This window comes from Pedobacter ghigonis (assembly GCF_903166585.1).
GTDB lineage: Bacteria > Bacteroidota > Bacteroidia > Sphingobacteriales > Sphingobacteriaceae > Pedobacter > Pedobacter ghigonis.
Window position 1 is genome coordinate 227,508 of the sequence record NZ_CAESCM010000008.1, and the last position, 19,920, is coordinate 247,427.

Annotated in this window: 15 protein-coding genes; 11 read left to right on the top strand and 4 right to left on the bottom strand. The window is 39.5% G+C overall.

Annotated features, from left to right (window positions below):
* The first annotated feature begins 31 nt into the window (after positions 1 to 31).
* Together HWV58_RS13515 and HWV58_RS13520 are read left to right on the top strand one after the other, a co-directional pair.
* Positions 32 to 580: a PH domain-containing protein gene (locus HWV58_RS13515; RefSeq protein WP_175634611.1), complete on the top strand. Its 549-nt coding sequence runs from the start codon at positions 32 to 34 to the stop codon at positions 578 to 580.
* Positions 577 to 2,082 (top strand): PH domain-containing protein, encoded by a 1,506-nt coding sequence (locus tag HWV58_RS13520; protein ID WP_175634612.1) that lies wholly within the window; start codon positions 577 to 579, stop codon positions 2,080 to 2,082. Before HWV58_RS13515 ends, HWV58_RS13520 begins: the two co-directional genes overlap by 4 nt.
* Positions 2,083 to 2,129: 47 nt before the next feature.
* Here HWV58_RS13520 and HWV58_RS13525 read toward each other — a convergent pair whose 3' ends face one another.
* Entirely contained in the window at positions 2,130 to 3,014 is an 885-nt protein-coding gene (locus HWV58_RS13525) for an NmrA family NAD(P)-binding protein (RefSeq protein ID WP_175634613.1), read from the bottom strand.
* A gap of 81 nt (positions 3,015 to 3,095) precedes the next feature.
* On the opposite strand from HWV58_RS13525, the gene HWV58_RS13530 reads away from it, so the two are divergent.
* On the top strand, positions 3,096 to 3,449 hold the full coding sequence (locus HWV58_RS13530) for a winged helix-turn-helix transcriptional regulator (RefSeq protein WP_175634614.1): 354 nt from the start codon (positions 3,096 to 3,098) through the stop codon (positions 3,447 to 3,449).
* Positions 3,450 to 3,580: 131 nt separating this feature from the next.
* Positions 3,581 to 5,881 (top strand): ATP-dependent helicase, encoded by a 2,301-nt coding sequence (locus tag HWV58_RS13535; RefSeq protein ID WP_175634643.1) that lies wholly within the window; start codon positions 3,581 to 3,583, stop codon positions 5,879 to 5,881.
* 316 nt (positions 5,882 to 6,197) lie between these two features.
* Here HWV58_RS13535 and HWV58_RS13540 read toward each other — a convergent pair whose 3' ends face one another.
* Positions 6,198 to 6,617, bottom strand: a complete 420-nt coding sequence (locus HWV58_RS13540) for a hypothetical protein (RefSeq protein ID WP_175634615.1) — start codon at positions 6,615 to 6,617, stop codon at positions 6,198 to 6,200.
* Between the two features lie 102 nt (positions 6,618 to 6,719).
* Here HWV58_RS13540 and smc point away from each other — a divergent pair, with 102 nt between their 5' ends.
* The 4 genes from smc to HWV58_RS13560 all read left to right on the top strand — a co-directional run bounded on the left by smc (position 6,720) and on the right by HWV58_RS13560 (position 13,600).
* Complete coding sequence (smc, locus tag HWV58_RS13545; RefSeq protein WP_175634616.1) at positions 6,720 to 10,259, top strand: chromosome segregation protein SMC; 3,540 nt, start codon at positions 6,720 to 6,722, stop codon at positions 10,257 to 10,259.
* 423 nt (positions 10,260 to 10,682) lie between these two features.
* Complete coding sequence (locus tag HWV58_RS13550) at positions 10,683 to 11,657, top strand: M28 family peptidase (RefSeq protein ID WP_175634617.1); 975 nt, start codon at positions 10,683 to 10,685, stop codon at positions 11,655 to 11,657.
* A 189-nt stretch (positions 11,658 to 11,846) separates the two neighbouring features.
* A complete protein-coding gene (locus HWV58_RS13555; protein ID WP_175634618.1) occupies positions 11,847 to 12,218 on the top strand; it encodes a BlaI/MecI/CopY family transcriptional regulator in 372 nt (123 codons plus the stop codon).
* The gene (locus HWV58_RS13560) at positions 12,218 to 13,600 is read left to right on the top strand and encodes a M56 family metallopeptidase (RefSeq protein WP_175634619.1); all 1,383 of its coding nucleotides are present in this window, start codon (positions 12,218 to 12,220) and stop codon (positions 13,598 to 13,600) included. Before HWV58_RS13555 ends, HWV58_RS13560 begins: the two co-directional genes overlap by 1 nt.
* Here the strand turns inward: HWV58_RS13560 and rsmG are convergent, their stop codons facing one another.
* Complete coding sequence (gene rsmG, locus HWV58_RS13565) at positions 13,601 to 14,236, bottom strand: 16S rRNA (guanine(527)-N(7))-methyltransferase RsmG (protein ID WP_175634620.1); 636 nt, start codon at positions 14,234 to 14,236, stop codon at positions 13,601 to 13,603.
* 25 nt (positions 14,237 to 14,261) lie between these two features.
* On the bottom strand, positions 14,262 to 15,389 hold the full coding sequence (locus HWV58_RS13570; RefSeq protein WP_235972730.1) for a glycosyltransferase: 1,128 nt from the start codon (positions 15,387 to 15,389) through the stop codon (positions 14,262 to 14,264).
* 231 nt (positions 15,390 to 15,620) lie between these two features.
* Here HWV58_RS13570 and tgt point away from each other — a divergent pair, with 231 nt between their 5' ends.
* Genes tgt through HWV58_RS13585 form a run of 3 tightly spaced genes read left to right on the top strand, consistent with a single transcriptional unit; the run spans position 15,621 to position 18,737 of the window.
* Positions 15,621 to 16,751: a tRNA guanosine(34) transglycosylase Tgt gene (gene tgt / locus HWV58_RS13575; RefSeq protein WP_175634621.1), complete on the top strand. Its 1,131-nt coding sequence runs from the start codon at positions 15,621 to 15,623 to the stop codon at positions 16,749 to 16,751.
* 1 nt (position 16,752) lies between these two features.
* Positions 16,753 to 17,856 carry an LptF/LptG family permease gene (locus HWV58_RS13580; protein WP_124561287.1) on the top strand — a complete coding sequence of 368 codons (1,104 nt, stop codon included), beginning with the start codon at positions 16,753 to 16,755 and terminating at the stop codon, positions 17,854 to 17,856.
* A gap of 2 nt (positions 17,857 to 17,858) precedes the next feature.
* Positions 17,859 to 18,737 carry a DMT family transporter gene (locus HWV58_RS13585; RefSeq protein WP_175634622.1) on the top strand — a complete coding sequence of 293 codons (879 nt, stop codon included), beginning with the start codon at positions 17,859 to 17,861 and terminating at the stop codon, positions 18,735 to 18,737.
* Positions 18,738 to 19,920: the final 1,183 nt, after the last annotated feature.

Here is a 19,920-nt window from a genome sequence, read left to right on the forward strand (position 1 = left end):
TACCTGATTAATTTGTTTTATATCTTTAACAATGCCAACAGAAACTTTTATCAATGAGGTGATCGATATCAGTTCACTTCCTAAATACGAAGAAATAGCACTTCAACATCCTCACTCCGATTACTGGAAAATCATCTGCATTAACCTGTCTGTTTTCTTAAGCACCATCGGAGCAGGCGCAGCTATTTTGTTGATTTTCATCAATGAAATCAGGGGCTACACCTTCTTAATAACTGCTGTTTACGTAGTATTTGCAGCTATATTATTCCTCCTGTACAGGGCTAGTTTTAAGAAAAGGGGTTATGCCATCCGCACACACGATGTGATATATAAAAGCGGTATCATAGCAGAATCTACCACCATTGTACCCTTAAACAGAATCCAGCATATCGAGCTCAACGAAGGTATTTTATCCAGGTTTTTTCACCTGGGATCGCTGCAACTCTTTACAGCAGGCGGCCAAACGGGGCATATCCACATTTCTGGCGTCCCGATTGAAGAGGCTAAAAGCATCAGAGATTTACTCTTAAACAAACTTGATTTAACTGAAAACAAACCCATTGAACAAACGCAACAATGAACGTAGATTTCAGTAAACCTCAGCGACAATCGGCAGCCGGTATTATTGTAATGGCCGCTCATACCTTTTTAAAGATTGTAAAGGCTACTTTTTTTATTTTCGTTTTAGCCTTTATTAAAATGCCATTCCACCATATCCTTTATGTTTTGGTGGGCGTTGTTGTGCTGTTGCTGCTCAGTTTCTTTTTTGCTTACCTCTGGTATTTAAAGTTCACTTTCTTTTTAGATAAAGAAAAACAGGAATTTGTGGTAAATAAAGGGATATTAAATCGGGATCAGGTAATTATCCAGCTCGATAAAATCCAGCAGGTTAATATTAATCAATCTATCCTACAGAAAATTATAGGTGTTTACGGCTTAAAAATAGATACTGCGGGCACGCACGGCGAAGAAGTAAGCATTAAGGCCATTGATGAAACTTCCGCATACAACCTCAAAGCACATTTACTAGATAGAAAAGTTGCTGAAGAAAACCAACCGGAAGCGGATACAGCGGCTCAAATTGTTGAAGAAACTCCGTTTTTAAAAATAAGCTCATGGACTTTGTTTAAGGTTGGGCTTACTTCAAATTACGGACAGAGCCTGGCACTGCTTGCTGCATTCTTTTATACGGTAATTTACGAGGGCAGACAGCTGTTAGACGGACTTAAGATTGATAAAAACGCAATAGAAAGCACCGTTACCGGCATGTTAACCATCGTAACAGCATTAATATTAATTGGCGTATTGTTGGTTGTTTTGCTTGTAATCAACATGGTCAGGACTTTTTACAAGTATTTTGAGCTTCAAATTAGTCAACACAAAGATGCCCTGCTCCTCTCATCAGGATTAATTGCGAAGAAAAACACACTGGTTAACCCCACCAAAGTGCAGATTACCAAATACAGCCAAAATTATTTCCAGAAGAAGCTGAATATGCTGAATGTAAGTTTAAAGCAGGCACATTTTGGCGAAAGCAAGAAGGGACATGAAATGCAGGGCAATACCATGGAAATTCCGGGCTGTAACCCTACCGAGCGCGATGAATTGCTACGCATGATATTGAGTAAGCTTCCCCAGACAAATACAACCTTTATTCCCAACTGGCGTTTTTTAAACCTGCCCATTTTCTTTAAACTGGTTTTTCCAGTGATTATTTTTCTGGTTGTTGCTTTAAATGTTCCTGAGGTTAAATCTTTTATAGCTGCAGCAGCTATTTATTTGCTTGCTGGTATTGTAATGATTTATATCAGTTACAAAAAACACCGTATTTCGGTTAGCGATGAGTTTATTGTTAAAAAGAGCGGTATCTGGGATATCTCTTACGAAATAATCACACCCGCTAAAATACAAGCCATTACAACATTTCAATACCCTTGGCATAAAGGTGTAGATGTTGGGCATTTGTGCCTGCACACTGCCGCAGGTCAGATTAATTTTAAATATGGTAACTACACCGAAATTAAACAGCTGGCAAATTATTGGCTGTACCAGGTAGAGCACCAAAACGAAAGCTGGATGTAAACATAAAAACAGTTGCCCGGTTTCAAAACCAGGCAACTTTAAGTAAATTAGCTGTTGTAAGCTGTGGCAAACTCAGCTGCAAAATCCTGAAGGCTAGCGCCACCCAAAACCGGCCTGTTTTTATAATAATCTACAAAAAGTACATTACTCCTGATGGCATCGCCCATTTCTACATAGTTTTTAGCAATTTCTTCGGGCAAACCTGCGCCTGTCATTCCGTTAAAAGCATCTTCATCGCTAAATTCAATCCATGGTAACGCTGGTTTACCCACTGCAGAACCAAGGGCTTTAGCTACATCTGCCGGTGTACTTTCATCATCACTGGCTACATACTGCACGCTTTTTCCGGTAAAATTATCTTCAAATGCTTCGGCAGCTACTTTGGCAATGTGGCCTGGGTGCACCAATACCAATTTTGCACCGGCACCAAAGTTAGAACCTAAAATATTGGCGTGCTTTACCATATCGATGTTTGCCAGGAAATTGATATAGAAATAACCTGCACGCAAATGTTTAACAGCTACCCCATCCAGTTGGGCGAAAGTTTTTTCTACTTCATGCAATCCGGCAATTGGCCCGGTTCCATCTGGCAAATCGGCTCCTACACTACTTAAATTCACTACCTTCTTCACCCCCGATTGCTGAATAGCCACCGCATAGTTTTTACCAATTTCACTAATATAAGCCTTAAACTTAGGCACCGAAAAATCGGGAGGTACCATAGTGTAAACCGCATCGGCACCCGTAAAGGCGGCTGTTAAAAATGCAGTGTCAGCTACGCTGCCAATTAATGGAATAGCGCCAAGCGCTTTAATGGCTTCGGCCCTATCGGGATTGCTGCTAATAATTTTTACTTCGTAGCCTTTGGCAACCAAAGTTTCGGCAAGTGGTTTGGTAATATTTCCTAACGATCCTGTTAATGTGATTTTCATGATATTTTGTTTTTAAATTATGAATACAAAGCTATATTTGTACTTACTTTTATACAAGTACTTACCCCAAAGTATGTAAACATGACAGCAGTTAAAGAGAGTTCGACCAGAAATTTTAACAAGGGCGTGGCATTAACCAGCTGCCCCGTAACCTTTGTAATGGAAAAAATCGGCGGTTATTGGAAACCAATCATCATTTACCATTTAATGAGTGGGCCTAAACGCTACAGCGAACTGAAACGGGCCATTCCACAGATCACCGAAAAGATGCTGATTCAACATTTGAAGCAGCTACAAGCCGATGCTATTGTGTACAGGGATGCGCAAGCTGTTGTTCCGCCTGTTGTTACCTACAGCCTGACCAAACCGGGCGAAGATCTTTTCGCTGTGCTCGATTCGATGGTAGATTGGGCCGTTAAAAATGGTTCGGTGTAGCAGCTGCAGCAAAACAGACATCTGGATACATAGATTCTGATTTTCAAAAGATTTTCTCTGCTATTTCTCCACAATCTCATTAAAAAACCAGGGAATTCTTATTTTTGAACCTCAAAAAAATAGGAGCCGAATTGGATTATTTAAAAGGATTAAACCCGCAGCAAAGAGCTGCAGTAGAGAATACAAAAGGACCGGTAATGATTGTTGCAGGTGCCGGATCTGGTAAAACCCGCGTAATTACGTTCCGCGTGGCTCACCTTATCCAAACTGGTACCGATCCGTTTAACATATTGGTACTTACCTTTACCAACAAAGCCAGTAAAGATATGCGCGAGCGTATCAGTAAAGTGGTGGGTGCCGAGGCAAAAAACATCTGGATGGGAACTTTCCACTCTGTTTTTGCCAAAATTTTACGTGTTGAAGCCGAAAAAATCGGTTATCCAAACAATTTTACCATTTACGATACCGACGATAGCAAAAGCGTACTCAGGGCCATTTTGAAAGAAATGCAGCTCGATGATAAATTATATGCGGCCAATTTTGTTTTCAGCCGCATTTCTTCTGCTAAAAATAACCTGATCTCGTGGGGCGAATACCAGGCCAACGATCAGATCCAGGCCGAAGATATCCAGAATAAACGCCCTTTAATTGGCCAGATTTACGAAACTTATGCCAAACGTTGTTTTAGGGCTGGGGCAGTGGATTTCGACGATTTATTGTTCAAAACCAATATCCTGCTTAAAGAACACCCGGATGTACTGAATAAATACCAGCAAAAATTCAGGTACCTGATGGTGGATGAGTACCAGGATACCAACTTTTCGCAATATACCATTGTGAAAAAACTGGCTGCTGCTTATCAGAATATCTGCGTAGTGGGCGATGATGCACAGAGTATCTACGCTTTCCGTGGGGCAAATATCCAAAACATCTTAAATTTCGAACGCGATTATCCTGATTTAAAAGTATATAAGTTAGAGCAAAATTACCGCTCTACCCAAAATATTGTTGATGCAGCAAGCAGTATCATTGCCAACAACAAAAACCAGCTCGAAAAAAATGTCTTTTCTGACAATGAGCCTGGCGAACGCATTAAAGTTTCGCGTGCTTTTACCGACAATGAAGAAGGTAAATTAGTTGCCGAAGCCATTATCCAGGAACGGACCAGCAAAGGACTTCAGCATAGCGATTTTGCCATTTTATACCGTACCAATGCCCAAAGCAGGGCCATGGAGGAGGGTTTGCGTAAATTAAACATCCCTTACAAGATATTTGGCGGTCAATCGTTCTACCAGCGCAAAGAGATTAAAGATTTAATTGCCTACTTCCGCTTAACTTTTAATCCGAAGGATGAAGAGGCCATAAAAAGGGTAATTAACTATCCTAAACGCGGTATTGGCGATACCTCTGTGGATAAAATCATTGTAGCTGCCGATCAGCATGGCAAAACCATGTGGGAAGTTATTGCTAATGCCCACATGTACTTAGATGGCCGTTTAGCCAACCAGCTGAATGATTTTGCTACGATGGTGCAAAGCTTCCAGGCCGAAGCCAAAAAGCTGGATGCTTACGATGCAGCCTTATTTATTGCGCAACATGCCGGTATTTTAAAAGAATTATATACCGACGATAGCGTAGAAGGCCGTAGCCGTTACGAAAACATCCAGGAATTGCTAAATGGTATTAAGGAATTCGCTGAACGTGAAGATATCGAGGAAAAAGGCCTTGAAGTTTTTATGCAGGATGTTGCCCTTTTAACCAACGATGACAAGGACGGCGATAAAAACAAGGATAGCGTTTCCTTAATGACCATCCACTCGGCAAAAGGTTTGGAGTTTAAGAACGTATTTATAGTGGGATTGGAAGAGAATCTTTTCCCTTCTCAAATGTCGCTCACTAACCGTACCGATTTAGAAGAAGAACGCCGTTTGTTTTATGTGGCCATTACCCGGGCAGAGGTAAAATTAACCTTAACTTATGCTACCTCACGTTACCGTTGGGGAACCCTAACCAACTGCGAACCAAGTCGTTTCATCAACGAAATTAGTCCGAAATTTTTGGAGCTGGATGTTAAACCAGCCAGATCAAATTCAATTGAAGGCAGTTTTGATGATGAACGCAAAACCTGGACTTCGCAGCCACGCGATTTCTTCAGTAAGCCCAAACCGGCAGGAACAACCACTTCTACCCCACCCGTACGCCCTAAAACCACGTCTTTACTGGCAAAGGCGCATGTGCCAACAGCTGGTTTTACACCTTCGCAACCACACGAGTTTCAGGGTGGCATGGAAGTAGAGCACGAAAAATTCGGTTTTGGCAAGATAATCAGTTTAGAAGGATCGCTGCCTGACGTTAAAGCAACGGTATTTTTCCAGGGATTGGGCAATAAGCAATTGCTACTCAAATTCGCAAAACTGATGATTGTAAAGTAGTTTTCTATAAATTGTAACCCTGAGGGTTAATTTATTAGATAAAATCAACATTAGTGACAGCCCCTCCGGAGTCGTCATTTCGAGCGGAGTGCAACGTAGTCGAGAAATCTACCTCTATAGATTTCTCCGTTACGCTTCGCTTCAGTCGAAATGACGATCTTCTATTAGATCTGTCAATGGTAACCTGCCGAAGGGCTTACCTCAACACTTTTGGAGGCGTTTCGACAGGCTCAACGTGACAACTAAAGTTTAGATGCGCTTTTTGTTACCAATATAAGAATGCGAATTGTTAAGAAAATAACTTAATTCTATTCCCCTACCAACCAGATCTATCTTCCAAAAATTCGCCGCTTTTGAGTTGTACCAACTGCCCGTTTACCAAAGATTTAGCCTGAATATTCCATTCATCTACAACCTCCGTAACTTCGACCAGGCTACCGAAAGGAAAATCATCACCCTTATTATCAACAGTAATTTTTACCTTTTCCCCTACTTTGGGTTCCTTAAAGAATAAGTGGTTACCAACAATGCTCAATCCATTAATTTTTTCCAGGTCAGAAACAAGATATTTTCGGTAAGGCGATTGCGAATTTTGAGAAACCAGTACAAAAGATTGCGTTTCCATCTCATACTGAACCTGCATTTTATAGAAAAACTTGCCCCTGATTTTATCCCCGAGATAAATTTTATCACCTTGTGCGGTAAGATAGCCCGTATAAAAAGATTCTATATCCATAAATTGATTCTAACACCAAATATGGCTTATTTTTTTAAAATTGTTGCCCTGAAAGCCCAAAATTATCCTTAATATTGGGGTCGGTTTTTCCCGAATACAACCATGCAGCTTACTAAGTTAGAAATCAAAGGTTTTAAGAGCTTTGGCGATAAAGTAACCATCAACTTTAATGAGGGGGTTACGGCTATTGTGGGACCTAATGGTTGCGGAAAATCGAATGTAATTGATGCCATGCGCTGGGTTTTGGGCGAACAAAGCACAAAAGCACTCCGTTCGGAGAAAATGGAGAACATTATTTTTAATGGTACCAAAAACCGGAAACAGGCCCAGCTTGCTGAAGTTTCGCTCAGTTTCGATAACACCAAAAATATTCTGCCTACAGCCTATTCGCAGGTTACCGTAACCCGTAAACTGTATCGGAACGGCGATAGCGAATACCGTTTAAACGATGTGCAGTGCAGGTTAAAAGATATTACCGACCTTTTTCTGGATACAGGAATTGGCTCTGACAGTTACTCGATTATCGAGCTTAAAATGGTGGATGAAATTATCACCAACAAAGAGCATAGTCGCAGGTCGCTGTTCGAAGAAGCTTCGGGTATTTCAAAATACAAGTTACGCAAAAGACAGACATTCAACAAGTTAAAAGATACAGAAACTGATTTAGAACGGGTAGAAGATTTACTTTTCGAAATTGAAAAGAACCTGAAAACACTCGAAAATCAGGCCCGTAAAGCAGAACGTTATTATAAACTAAAAGAACAATACCGCGAGTTAAGTGTACAACTGGCCACCCACCGTATTGCCTTTTTCCGTACCGATTTAGCCGCACTCGAAACCCAGGAACAGCAACAAATGCTAAACCGTACCGAGCTAAGCACCAAAATTGATACCGGCGAGGCTGATTTACAAAAACTTAAAGTGGGCAGTATTAGTCAGGAGAAAAACCTTTCCGTACAACAAAAGGCCACCAACGAGTTTGTTTCTAAAATACGCGCTTACGAGAGTGAGAAAAAAGTAAAAAACGAACAGATGCGTTTTTTACAGGAAAAAGAAACACGTTTATCGGGCGAACTTGAAAAAGATAAAAACCAGGTTAACCACATTAAATACAATATTAAGCGACTGAATGAGGAAATTTTAACCGAAACCGAAGTTTTTAACAAGCTGGAATCGGACTTAAAGATCTTGAAATCGACTTTGGATACCCTCCGTGAGCAACAGCAAACCGAGAAAAACCGGATCGATAACCTCTTAAAATCACTTAATGAACTGCAAAGTACAGTCTATCAATCGCAAAAGGAAATAGATATCTTTAATATCCAGAAAGATGCCCTGGTACAGGAAACCAACCGCAATGTTGATGATACCGAGACTAAAACCCTGGAATTAAAAGCTTTCGACCATGCTTTGGCAGAGCTCGATATACAGGTGAGAGAGAAACAGGCTAACATTAAAAACCTTACTGAAGCAGAAGAAGTATTAAAAACACAATTAGCTGCTTCCGAAACAAACCTGAGTTCGAATAAAGAAAAACTGACATCAGAAAACCGGAAAAAAGATGCTAAGCAGAACGAGTACAATCTCACTAAATCGCTGGTTGATAGTCTGGAAGGTTTCCCGGAGTCGATCCGCTTTTTAAAGAAAAATACATCCTTTGCCAAAACTGCCCTGCTCCTATCGGATATTTTATTCTGTAACGAAGATTATCGCATTGCGATAGAGAATTACCTCGAACCGGTAATGAATCATTATGTGGTTGAGAAGTATGCAGATGCTGTTCAGGCCATTAACCTCCTTACAGATGCCAGCCGCGGCCGTGCCAATTTCTTTATTTTAGAAAACATACCCGATAAAACCCCTAACCTGGCCGAACATGAAGGTTTGGTTTCGGCTTTATCGGTTACCGAAGTAGATAAAAAGTACCAGCATCTTTGCACTTTGCTTTTGCAAAATGTGTATATCGCTGTTAACGAACAAGAAAATCGCTTTAAAACAACACCTGGCGACACCTTAACTGTACTGGCCAAAAACGGAAAATATGCGCAAACCAAATTTACTTTAGCAGGTGGCTCGGTTGGCTTATTTGAAGGTAAAAGGATTGGCCGGGCCAAGAATTTAGAAAATTTAGCCAAAGAAATTAAAGCATCAGAATCGCTGATTAATAAATATAACGAAGCCATTAAAGCCGAAACCGATCAGATTTTCAATTTAAAAGAAGCTTCAAAAATTAATCAGATCAATGCTTTGCAACAGGAAATGAACCGTTTAAACAACGAACATATTTCTGTGCAAACCCGCCGCGACCAGTACCAGGAGTTTATTACTACCAGCGAAAACCGCAAAACAGATATCGCGCAAAAAATTGTATCGATAGAAAAATCGCTTTCAGAAAAACTACCGGCATTGGTAGAACTACAGAAAAAGCAACAGCAGGATCACATTAACCTGCAGGAGCAGCAACTTAACTATCAGGAAATTGCCGATCTGGTAAACGATAATGCAGGTAAATACAACCAGGATAATATCCGTTTTCATCAGCAACAAAATAAGTTATCGGGTTTAGAAAAAGATCTCGATTACCGCTTTGTGCAGGAAGAAGCACTAAACAAACGTATTGCCCAAAACGATAAAGAACTTCAGGAAGCGCTTACCCAAATTACAGCTACGCTGCAACATACCGACCTGAACGACGATACCCTTTTAGAGATGTATCAGCAGCGTGAAGAAATGGAAAAAGGCCTTGCTGAAGCGGAAAAAGAGTATTTCGAAATCAAAGGCAGTATAAACGAAGTTGAGAACAATTTAATCAACATCCGCAAAAACCGCGAAGAAACCGATTTTCTCTTAACCGAAATCAAGGATAAAAAGAACGCCTTAAAAATTGATCTCAATGCTTTAAAAGAGCGTTTGGCAGTGGAGTTTAACATCGATATTAACGATCTTTTGGAGACTGAAACCGCTATCGAAGCGCTTGAAAGTGAATTTGAAATCCGCCAGAAGGTAGAAAAAATGAAACGCCAGCTGGATGAATTTGGTGCCATTAACTCGATGGCCATGGAAGCTTTCAAAGAAATGGAAGAGCGTTATACTTTTATCCAAAACCAGAAAAAAGACCTCAATGCCGCTAAAACCGATCTTTTACAAACGATAAAAGAAATAGATGATACGGCAAAAGATAAATTTATGCAGGCCTTCACGCAGGCTCGCGAGCATTTCATCGTAGTTTTCCGCTCTTTATTTAACGATGAAGACAGTTGCGACCTGATTTTATCAGATATCCACAACCCGCTGGAAGCGGACATCGATATTGTAGCCCGTCCGAAAGGTAAAAGACCGCTATCTATCAACCAGTTATCGGGTGGCGAAAAAACCTTAACGGCAACTGCCTTGCTGTTTTCGCTGTACCTGTTAAAACCTGCCCCATTCTGTATTTTCGACGAGGTTGATGCCCCATTGGATGATACCAACATCGATAAATTCAACAATATTATCCGCAAATTCTCTGATCAATCGCAGTTTATCATTGTATCGCATAATAAACGTACCATTGCCAGTACCGATATTATTTATGGCGTTACCATGGTTGAACAGGGCGTTTCGAGGGTTGTAGCAGTCGATTTGAGGGAAGTAGCGGCTTAAAAGCTTAGTAAAAAGCAAAAAGACTAAAGCAGTAACATGCATCGTCTCGTTTGTAACGAGGATGTATGAGAAAAGCGATTTTATCGCTATGCATTTTTATCTATGTGCATTAAAAATGGACTTCTCAATAATCCTCGTTGAAACGAGGACTGTAAGGGTAACCTGTCCCGATTTTCGTGAGTCAATCTTTTTAGCGTTTTTCCAATTTGAAAATGAAAACAACAGCCTTTGGCGGCCTTCAGTCCTGCTGTACATTATAGCCTCGCGAAAAGCTCGGTCTGCCGTTTCCATCAGGTTTATAAACGCAATACAGTGCTTTTAACAACGTTTTCCTTTCTATACGCCAATAATTAATATCTTTAGGAAAATTTAAACAATACGTCGTTGTGAGGCAAAAAGCAATGACAGCAACACTTATTATTCATGAAAATCCTCTATATTATTCCCTTAGCCATGATGCTAAGCTGCTGTTCATCAGTAAAGAACCAAAGTACAGCCAGTAACGAAAAGCTCGATACCCAATTGCTAAAAGATGTTGAAGTGCTTTCATCAGATGCATACCAGGGCCGGAAAACAGGTACCAAAGGTGCAGAAATGGCCAGGGCATATATTATAGCGCGTTTTCAGAAACTGGGCTTAAAATCCTATCCGCAGCATGTAAATTATGCACAGGAATTTACATTTAACAGCAGAAACAGCACCAAAGTAAATGGCACCAACATTATTGGTTACATTCCCGGAAAGGGCAATAATGTAATTGTTGTTTCGGCACATTACGACCATTTGGGGGTGGTTAAAGACGAGGTTTTCAATGGTGCCGATGATAACGCATCAGGTACCGCCGGATTACTAAAAATTGCAGCCTACTATGCCAAAAACAAACCCAATAACACCATTATTTTCGCCGCTTTTGATGCTGAAGAAATGGGTTTACAAGGCGCAAAAGCCTTTGTAGCCAATCCGCCGGTGCCGGTTAATACCATTGCCATTAACCTGAATATGGATATGATTAGCCATAGTGATAAAGGCGAATTGTACGTATGTGGTACTTTTAAATATCCCGATTTAAAGCAATATATCGATACCACCCGAACCAATATTAAAGTTAGCTTAGGGCACGATGACCCTAAACAAGGGCACGACGATTGGACCAACCAAAGCGATCAGGGTGCATTTAATGCTAAAAATATCCCCTTCCTGTACTTTGGTGTAGAAGACCATAAAGATTACCACAAAGCAACAGACGAATACAGTACCATTACCCCTGCATTTTTTAGTAAAGCAGCCGGTGTAGTTTTAGATGTGGTAAAACGTATTGATGCACAAACTGGCTTGCAACAATTACTTAAAGACAAAATGATTATGATGGATAATCCTCAAAAATCACAGAAATTTTAATTATACCTTCTTCATCCGCTATAAAAAGATTAGAACCTGCCCTATGTGGCAGGTTTTTTATTGTTTCTTTATTTTTAATAAAAAATAATAAACTGATTATCAGAACATTAAACAAAATACTATAAAAATAGTTTGAAAACTAGTTTTATAGTATTAACTTCATTTAACCGAACTATAAAAATAGTTACCATGATAAAAGAACTCACAAAAGCAGAAGAACAGATTATGCTCATCCTTTGGGAAATGGGCGAAGCCCTGGTAAAGGATGTAATCGAAAAGATGAACGAACCAAAACCCGCTTACAATACCGTTTCAACAGTGATCAGGGTTTTAGAAACTAAAGGTTTTGTAGATCATAAGGCGATTGGCAATACCTACATCTATTTCCCTATAGTAAAAGAAACTGATTATAAGCGGTTTGCACTAAACAAGGTGATGAACAATTACTTCGAAAACTCGTACGAAAGTCTGGTTTCGTTTCTGGTTAAAGAAAAGAGTATGAGCACCGAAGAACTTGATGAAATTATCCAATTGGCAGAAAAACTTAAAAACAACAAGTGATGAGCTGGCTATATTATTTACTCGAAGCCAATCTGTATCTCGTAATATTTTATGGGTTTTACAGATTATTCCTGCACCGCGAAACTTTTTATGGGTTAAACAGGTATTATCTCATTTTCAGCACGGTACTTTCTTTTACACTGCCATTTTTTCAATTGGGATTTCTAAAAGAAGAAGTAGTAATTAGTTATGCTGCGTTCAGCCCAATTCAGCAACCAACTACTTTGCTAACCTTTGAAAATGCCTTTCTGTTATTTTACTGTCTGATTTCTCTGGGTTTAACTATAAAAATTTGCAGTGGGTTGGGTCGCCTTCAAAGTATTGTTCGCAAGGCTAAAAAAACCAAAGAAAATGGCATTACCTTAATTGAAATGAAGAACTCTAAAATGGCGTTTTCATTCTTCAATTTACTGTTTATCGATCCCGGGCTTGACCATAAAACAACCATTTTAAAGCACGAAATGGTTCACATCAGGCAAAGGCACAGCCTGGATATTTTGTTATTCGAGCTAATCCAGATCAGCAGTTGGTTTAATCCAATCACCTACCTGATTAAAAATGATATTAAACTCATTCACGAATACCTGGCAGATGAAGTAACCACCAATAAAGATATTCCCAAGTATGAATATGCCATGTTTCTGATTCAAAACTCTTATGGCAGTCAAAAAGTTAGCCTAACCAATCATTTTTTTAATTCGTCATTATTAAAAAATAGAATAAGTATGTTAAATCAAACCAAATCAGCAAAATGGGCCAGGCTCAAATTGTTATTCGTTATCCCAATAACCGGATTTATGCTCTGTTTATCTACTACGGCATTTACAAAAGATTATGGAACCATCCAGCTAGGACAAAAAAAGGAAAGCTTAACCCTTGCTTTGCAGGATACCCGAAAAAAAGTAAAGCAAATAAAACTGGTTCCACCACCTCCACCGGTAGCGCCGGGTTCTCCAAAAGCAAAGAAAGCAGCCCCGAAAGTAGAAGAAATCCGTATTCAGCCCCCTGTTGTTAAGAAGGACGGTAAAAAATTACCTCCTCCAATAGTAATAAGAGATGATAAATCGGTACCTCCACCCCCGCCAATTGAGCCAAAACCAACCAAAAACAGAAAATCGGTACCACCACCTCCACCTGCTGAGCCTAAAGCTGCAAAGAGTGGAAATGACAGTGAAACCCTTACAGGTATATCTGTAATTAATGATAATAACGGCGCACAAACGATTAGTAGCACTGGTAAAGCTGACCAGAATCGATTGAAATCAGTAACTGTTACAGGCTACTCCATACCGGCCAGCAAAAATGCAACTCCGGTTAAAAAGATAAAAGGAGGTCCGGTTGAAGAAGTTGTAGTTGTGGGCCACCCAATTAAAAAGCAGTAACTACTGCGGTACGTAAACCACGTACTTCGTTTCAAAGAAATCTTCCTCAAAATAAGCTGAAAGCGGATACAATTCTGCTTTCAGTTTCGATTCTTTAATCTCTTCGGCTAAATCGCCACCTTTTAGGTACAAAATACCATTGGAAATTGCATTAACCGATTCTTTTTTAAACTTGCCTTGTATCCAGGGATAAAACTCGCCTAAACGGGTAACCGCTCTCGAAACTACGAAATTGAATTTTTCTTTAACCTGCTCAGCCCTTAAATGATCGGCACGTAGGTTTTCCAAACCCAATGCTGCTGCTACCTCTTTAACTACCTTAATTTTTTTCCCTATCGAATCGACCAGGTAAAACTGGGTTTCAGGGAATAAAATAGCCAGTGGAATACCCGGAAAGCCGCCTCCGGTACCTACATCCAGTACCGATTCGCCAGCTTTAAAAGTACAAATTTTGGCTATGCCCAATGAGTGGAGCACATGGCGCTCGTATAATTCTTCAATATCTTTTCTCGAAATTACATTGATCTGTGCATTCCAAAAGCTATATAAATCAAACAATTGCGAAAATTGCGCTAACTGTTTTGCTGTTAGATCAGGAAAATATTTTAAAACGATTTCTGGCTTTACATCAGACATATTGCAATTACTAAAGGATTATGAACTATTTCCAATTTACTTTTTTCTTCCCAAACATCGATAAAAACCCGTTCAGGATTAAAAACAGAAACAAAAGTATATCTAAAATCGGGAACCACCAACGCAAATCGCCATAGTTTAACCGTTTAAGTAGTTTTGGATAAATAAAACACCTGATCACGACACTAAATACGAAAATACCTGCAGCTACATATTGTGCTTCACGACTTAAAAACATGCAACCTGCAAAAAAAGCGTAAAACAAAAACTGGAATACGATCTGTACAGTTAAAATAAACTTGTGCTTCGGTTTATAAAGCTTTCCGGCACCGAAATGACGTTTCTTTTGACGCAGGTAACCTGCCCAGGTTTTATTTGGTTCGCTCCAAACATGGCTATCCGGATGCAAACGAACCTCCGTATTATAAGCATTGGCATGTGCGTTTACAAACAAATCATCGTCGCCCGAAGGGATGTGCATGTGCGCCGCAAAGCCTTTGTGCTTAAAAAAAAGCGACTTTTTATAGGCCATGTTACGCCCAACCCCCATATAAGGCATACCTTTGAGGGCAAAAGACAGGTAATTAACTGCAGTAAAAAAGGTTTCAAAGCGGATCAGCGCGTTTAAAAGGCTTCTCTTTTTCATATATGGCGAGTAGCCCAATACAATTTCGGTCTGTTCATCAGCAGGTTGCTGCATATCCATTAACCAATGGTTCGATGCCGGCATGCAATCCGCATCTGTAAATACCAGCCAATCGTATTTAGCTGCTTTAATCCCCATGGTAACGGCAAATTTCTTACCAGCAATAAACTTATCGTTATCTAAAATCTTAACGACTTTAAGGTTACGGTGCTTCTTTTCAAAAGCTTCTAAAAACTCTTCAGTACCATCCCACGAACGATCGTTAACCACAACCACTTCAAATTCAGGGTAATCCTGACTCAATAGAGCAGGCAGATATTGCTCCAGGTTTACAATTTCGTTTCTGGCACAAACAATTACACTAATGGGTTTTCTGGCCGATAAAGGTACTTCTTCTATACTTACCCGCGCCAGCCTTAAATGAACAAAGAGCACATAATAAAGCTGAACTAAAAGGCAGAAGCCCAGTATCGAGAGCAGAATAATTTCAAGCGGAGTTAATATCACGATGGTAAAATAAATAGGCGCAAATTTCTCATTTTTAATCTGTAAAACACTTTTATGTTGATAAAAAATTAAACAAAAATATGCCCTCAATTTTTGCTATTTTTGGCAGATTTTTGACGAGGAAAATACATATGAACCGTCTGCCATCAAAATAACAATTAGTATCTAATAAAACGTATTTTGATGGTGGTAAGCTCCATCTGACAATTGGAGAAAAATAAATAAATACAGATGAAATTTAGTTTACAGGCTAACGATCCACTATCTAAAGCCAGAGCCGGAACAGTAACAACTGCCCATGGCGAAATACAAACCCCTATTTTTATGCCTGTGGGCACAGCCGGAACGGTAAAAGCCGTACACCAACGCGAGCTTAAAGATGATATTGACGCAAAAATCATTCTCGGAAATACCTACCACCTATACTTAAGACCAGGGCTCGATATTTTGGAAAAAGCAGGTGGTTTACATAAATTTATTGGCTGGGACCGCCCGATTTTAACCGATAGCGGTGGTTATCAGGTGTATTCTTTAAGTCAGGTGCGTAAAATTAAAGAAGAAGGTGTTACTTTCCGTTCGCATATTGATGGCTCGAAACATCTTTTTACGCCAGAATATGCCATGGATATCCAGCGTACCATTGGTGCCGATATCATTATGGCCTTTGATGAGTGTACCCCATATCCATGCGATTACACTTACGCTGCAAATTCAATTAAAATGACACACCGCTGGTTAGAGCGTTGCTGTACCCATTTTGATAATACCCAGCCTAAATATGGCTTTGATCAAACACTTTTCCCGATTGTTCAGGGTTCTGTATACAAAGATTTAAGGATTAAATCGGCCGAATTTATTGCCAGCATGAACCGCGAGGGTAATGCCATAGGTGGTTTATCGGTAGGTGAGCCTGCAGAAGAAATGTATGCCATGACAGAAGTGGTATGCAATATATTACCAGTTGAAAAACCACGTTATTTAATGGGCGTTGGTACTCCGATTAACATATTAGAGAACATTGCGCTGGGAATTGATATGTTTGATTGTGTAATGCCAACCAGAAACGCAAGAAATGGCATGCTTTTTACCAGAAACGGTATAATCAACATCAGGAACAAAAAATGGGAGAATGATTTTTCTCCGCTTGATGCGGAAAGCGATCTGCATGCCGATCAGGTAACCACCAAAGCATATTTAAGGCACCTGGTACACAGCAATGAAATGCTGGGCGCACAGATTGCAACCTTACATAACCTGCATTTCTATCTGTGGCTGGTAAAACAGGCCAGAGAGAAGATTATTGCAGGCGAATTCTACGAGTGGAAAAACAAAATGGTTAAAATATTAGGCAATAAGCTATAAAATGAACATCATCAAAGGCAACATTAAAATTATAGATCGGTACATTATCGGCAAATACCTGGGTACATTTATATATACACTGGCCATTTTTGTGATCATAATTGTAGTGTTCGACCTTTCTGAAAAGATGGACGATTTTATGAAGAGCGGGCTTAGTTTCTGGGGCATTCTGACTAAATATTATGCCGGTTCCATCCCCTTTTACGTAAATATGCTCTCGCCGCTGATCAATTTTATTGCGGTAATTTTCTTTACCGCTAAAATGGCCGATCAAACGGAAATCGTACCCATATTAAGTGGTGGAGTAAGCTTTAACCGGTTTTTATTCCCCTATCTGGTTTCGGCAAGCATCATTTTCTCGGCAAACTTGTTGTCCAACCTTTACATTTTACCTTACACCAATACGTTAAAAAACCGCTTCGAAAACACCTACGTAAAGCGCAACGACCCGTCAACAAAATCCAACATCCACATGAAACTGGATGATAAAACCTATATCTACATTGATAATTTCGACAACAAAACCAACTCAGGTTACCGCTTTTCGCTGGATAATTTTAGTGGCGATGTACTCACCAAAAAGATTGTTGCCGAGAATATAAAATGGGACTCGCTTAAGCGCAAATGGCAGTTGACCAATTATTCTATCCGTAAGATTGAAGGGTTGAAAGAAACGATGATTTACGGTAACGGCAAGCTTAAAGATACGATATTGGATATGCGCCCCGACGATTTTTCGGCCTATGATAACGTGGTGCAAAATCTTACTACCAAAGAACTGTCGGATAAGATCAGAAAAGAAAAGATTCGTGGAACAGGCGTTATGAACGATCTGCAGTTTGAAAAATACAAACGATACCTGCACCCACTTTCGGCCTTTGTACTTACCCTGATTGGCGTAGCCCTATCATCGCGTAAAGTGCGCGGAGGAGTCGGGGTATCGTTGGGTATCGGAATCTTCATTAGCTTCGCTTACATCGTATTTAACCAGTTTACACAGATGTTCTCTACCAAGGGAGGCTTACCTCCTTTTGCAGCCGTAATTATGCCTACCATATTTTTTGGTTTACTGGGCTTTTACCTGCTTAGAAAAGCACCTAAATAATAATGGAAGCAACAAAAAAAAACCTGCTTATCCTCCATCTTACTGTTTTTGTTTGGGGCTTTACAGGTGTGCTGGGCAAAGTAATTTCTATCGACGCAGTACCCATGGTTTGGTACCGGGTATTAATTGCAGCGGCTACGCTTTTTGCCTGGTTTTTAATCACCGGGAAGAACATTAAAATTACCAGAACGCAATTTATCCAGTTCTTTTTAACTGGTGCCATTGTGGCTATTCACTGGATATTTTTCTTTCATGCCATCAAAGTTTCTACCGTTTCAGTAACCTTAGTTTGCCTTTCGTCTTTCACTTTATTTACCGCTATTTTAGAACCAATAATCAAAAAACAGCCTATCCAAACGGGAGATATTTTTATTGGTTTACTGATTATTTTAGGCATCTATATGATCTTTAAATTCGAAGGTCAATATACTTTGGGCATTATATTCGGACTACTTGCAGCAGTAGCCTCGAGTCTTTTTTCGATCATCAATTCAACGCTGGTTCAAAAAAGCGAGCCTTCAATTATTGGTTTTTACGAATTGCTGGGCGGCCTTTTCTGGATAACTTTATACCGCCTGTACGACGGATCGTTGTTGAGTATGAACTTTAATTTAGGCACCAGCGACTGGTTCTATTTAGCACTTTTAGGTACGCTTTGCACCTCGGTTGCCTATGTAGCCGGCGTATCGGTAATGCGAACCTTATCGGCTTTCAGAGTTGCTTTAATTACCAACTTAGAACCTGTTTATGGCATCTTACTGGCCTTCATTTTCTTTCAGAATAAGGAACAGATGACCGGTGGATTTTACATCGGCGCAACCATCATCCTGGGATCGATCTTCCTTTATCCGATCTATAAAAAGCGAAAAAACAAGCTCTAGCTACCGGGTACATTAACGCTTATTATCTTCATATTTTCTTCTCGCAAGCCCTGAATCTTAAACAGATTTAGTCACAGTTTCCGTCTCAATCCACTCCTGATTTCTATACAAAAGAAATATATTCTTATTGTTTCAGCTGAATAATTCCTGCCCGATTTGGCGTTAACACAAGCAAAAATTAAAGCAGCAACAGGCAGTCAAAAAAGCTAATATTTACAATTGATACGGATAAGAACCCTAATGTTTCTACAAACAACTCCTGCTTAGCCGAGAAGAAAAAAGATCAAAAATCCAATCAGCTTCACACCGAATAAACTACTATTGAAACTAAAAATACACAGATCTATTCTACCCATCAGACCTATCTAAATCTGCGAACTAATCTGTTAAATCTGCGGGAAAAGACATATCAACCATAGCCTATCACAGGCCAAACCACAAGATCAGACAGGTCGTAAACTAATAAAACAATCGGGTTGAAATAACGAGAAAACATAGGCCAAACGCCAGATTCAGAAAACCAATTCAAGCCAAAACAAGCGCTTAATCCAGTTAAATCTCAAACCTTTAAACAGGGTTATATGCAAAGACTATTATCCACAAAAATGAATTCAAAAATATAACCGCCCCCTGGTTTAACTGAAACTGTAGGGTGGAACAAATACCGTAAGCAAGATCTTATTATTATTAATAAATCGCTACAATAAACACATTAAAATGCTCCTGCAAACTAAATCATAAACACACTTTAATTGATCCAAAAAAAAAGACTCGATTAACGCTAAATCGAACAAAGAAAGACCCACTTGCCATCATTAAAAACAGCTAAACTTTAAACACTTTACTTCATAAAGGGAAGAAAAGAACACCCCAATCTTTTAAAAAAACACAATGCTTACTTCAATCAACCAGCACAAAATTAATCACGAAACAAGCCAGAAACTGCTGCAACCAATTAATAAAACCCTACTAAGAAAAAGCTACAAATCACCCGATATTTAGCGCTAAGCGAAACCTAAAAAGCAGCTTCAATAACAATTAATAAACGAATTAAAAATCTTCAAATACAATCTGAATCATTTCAAATCTCAAGACGAAACTACTCTTCAATAATTCTAAAAAATCAGCTAACAGATTAACCTATTTAAATATTGAAAATAGAAATAATTTACTCATGATTTCT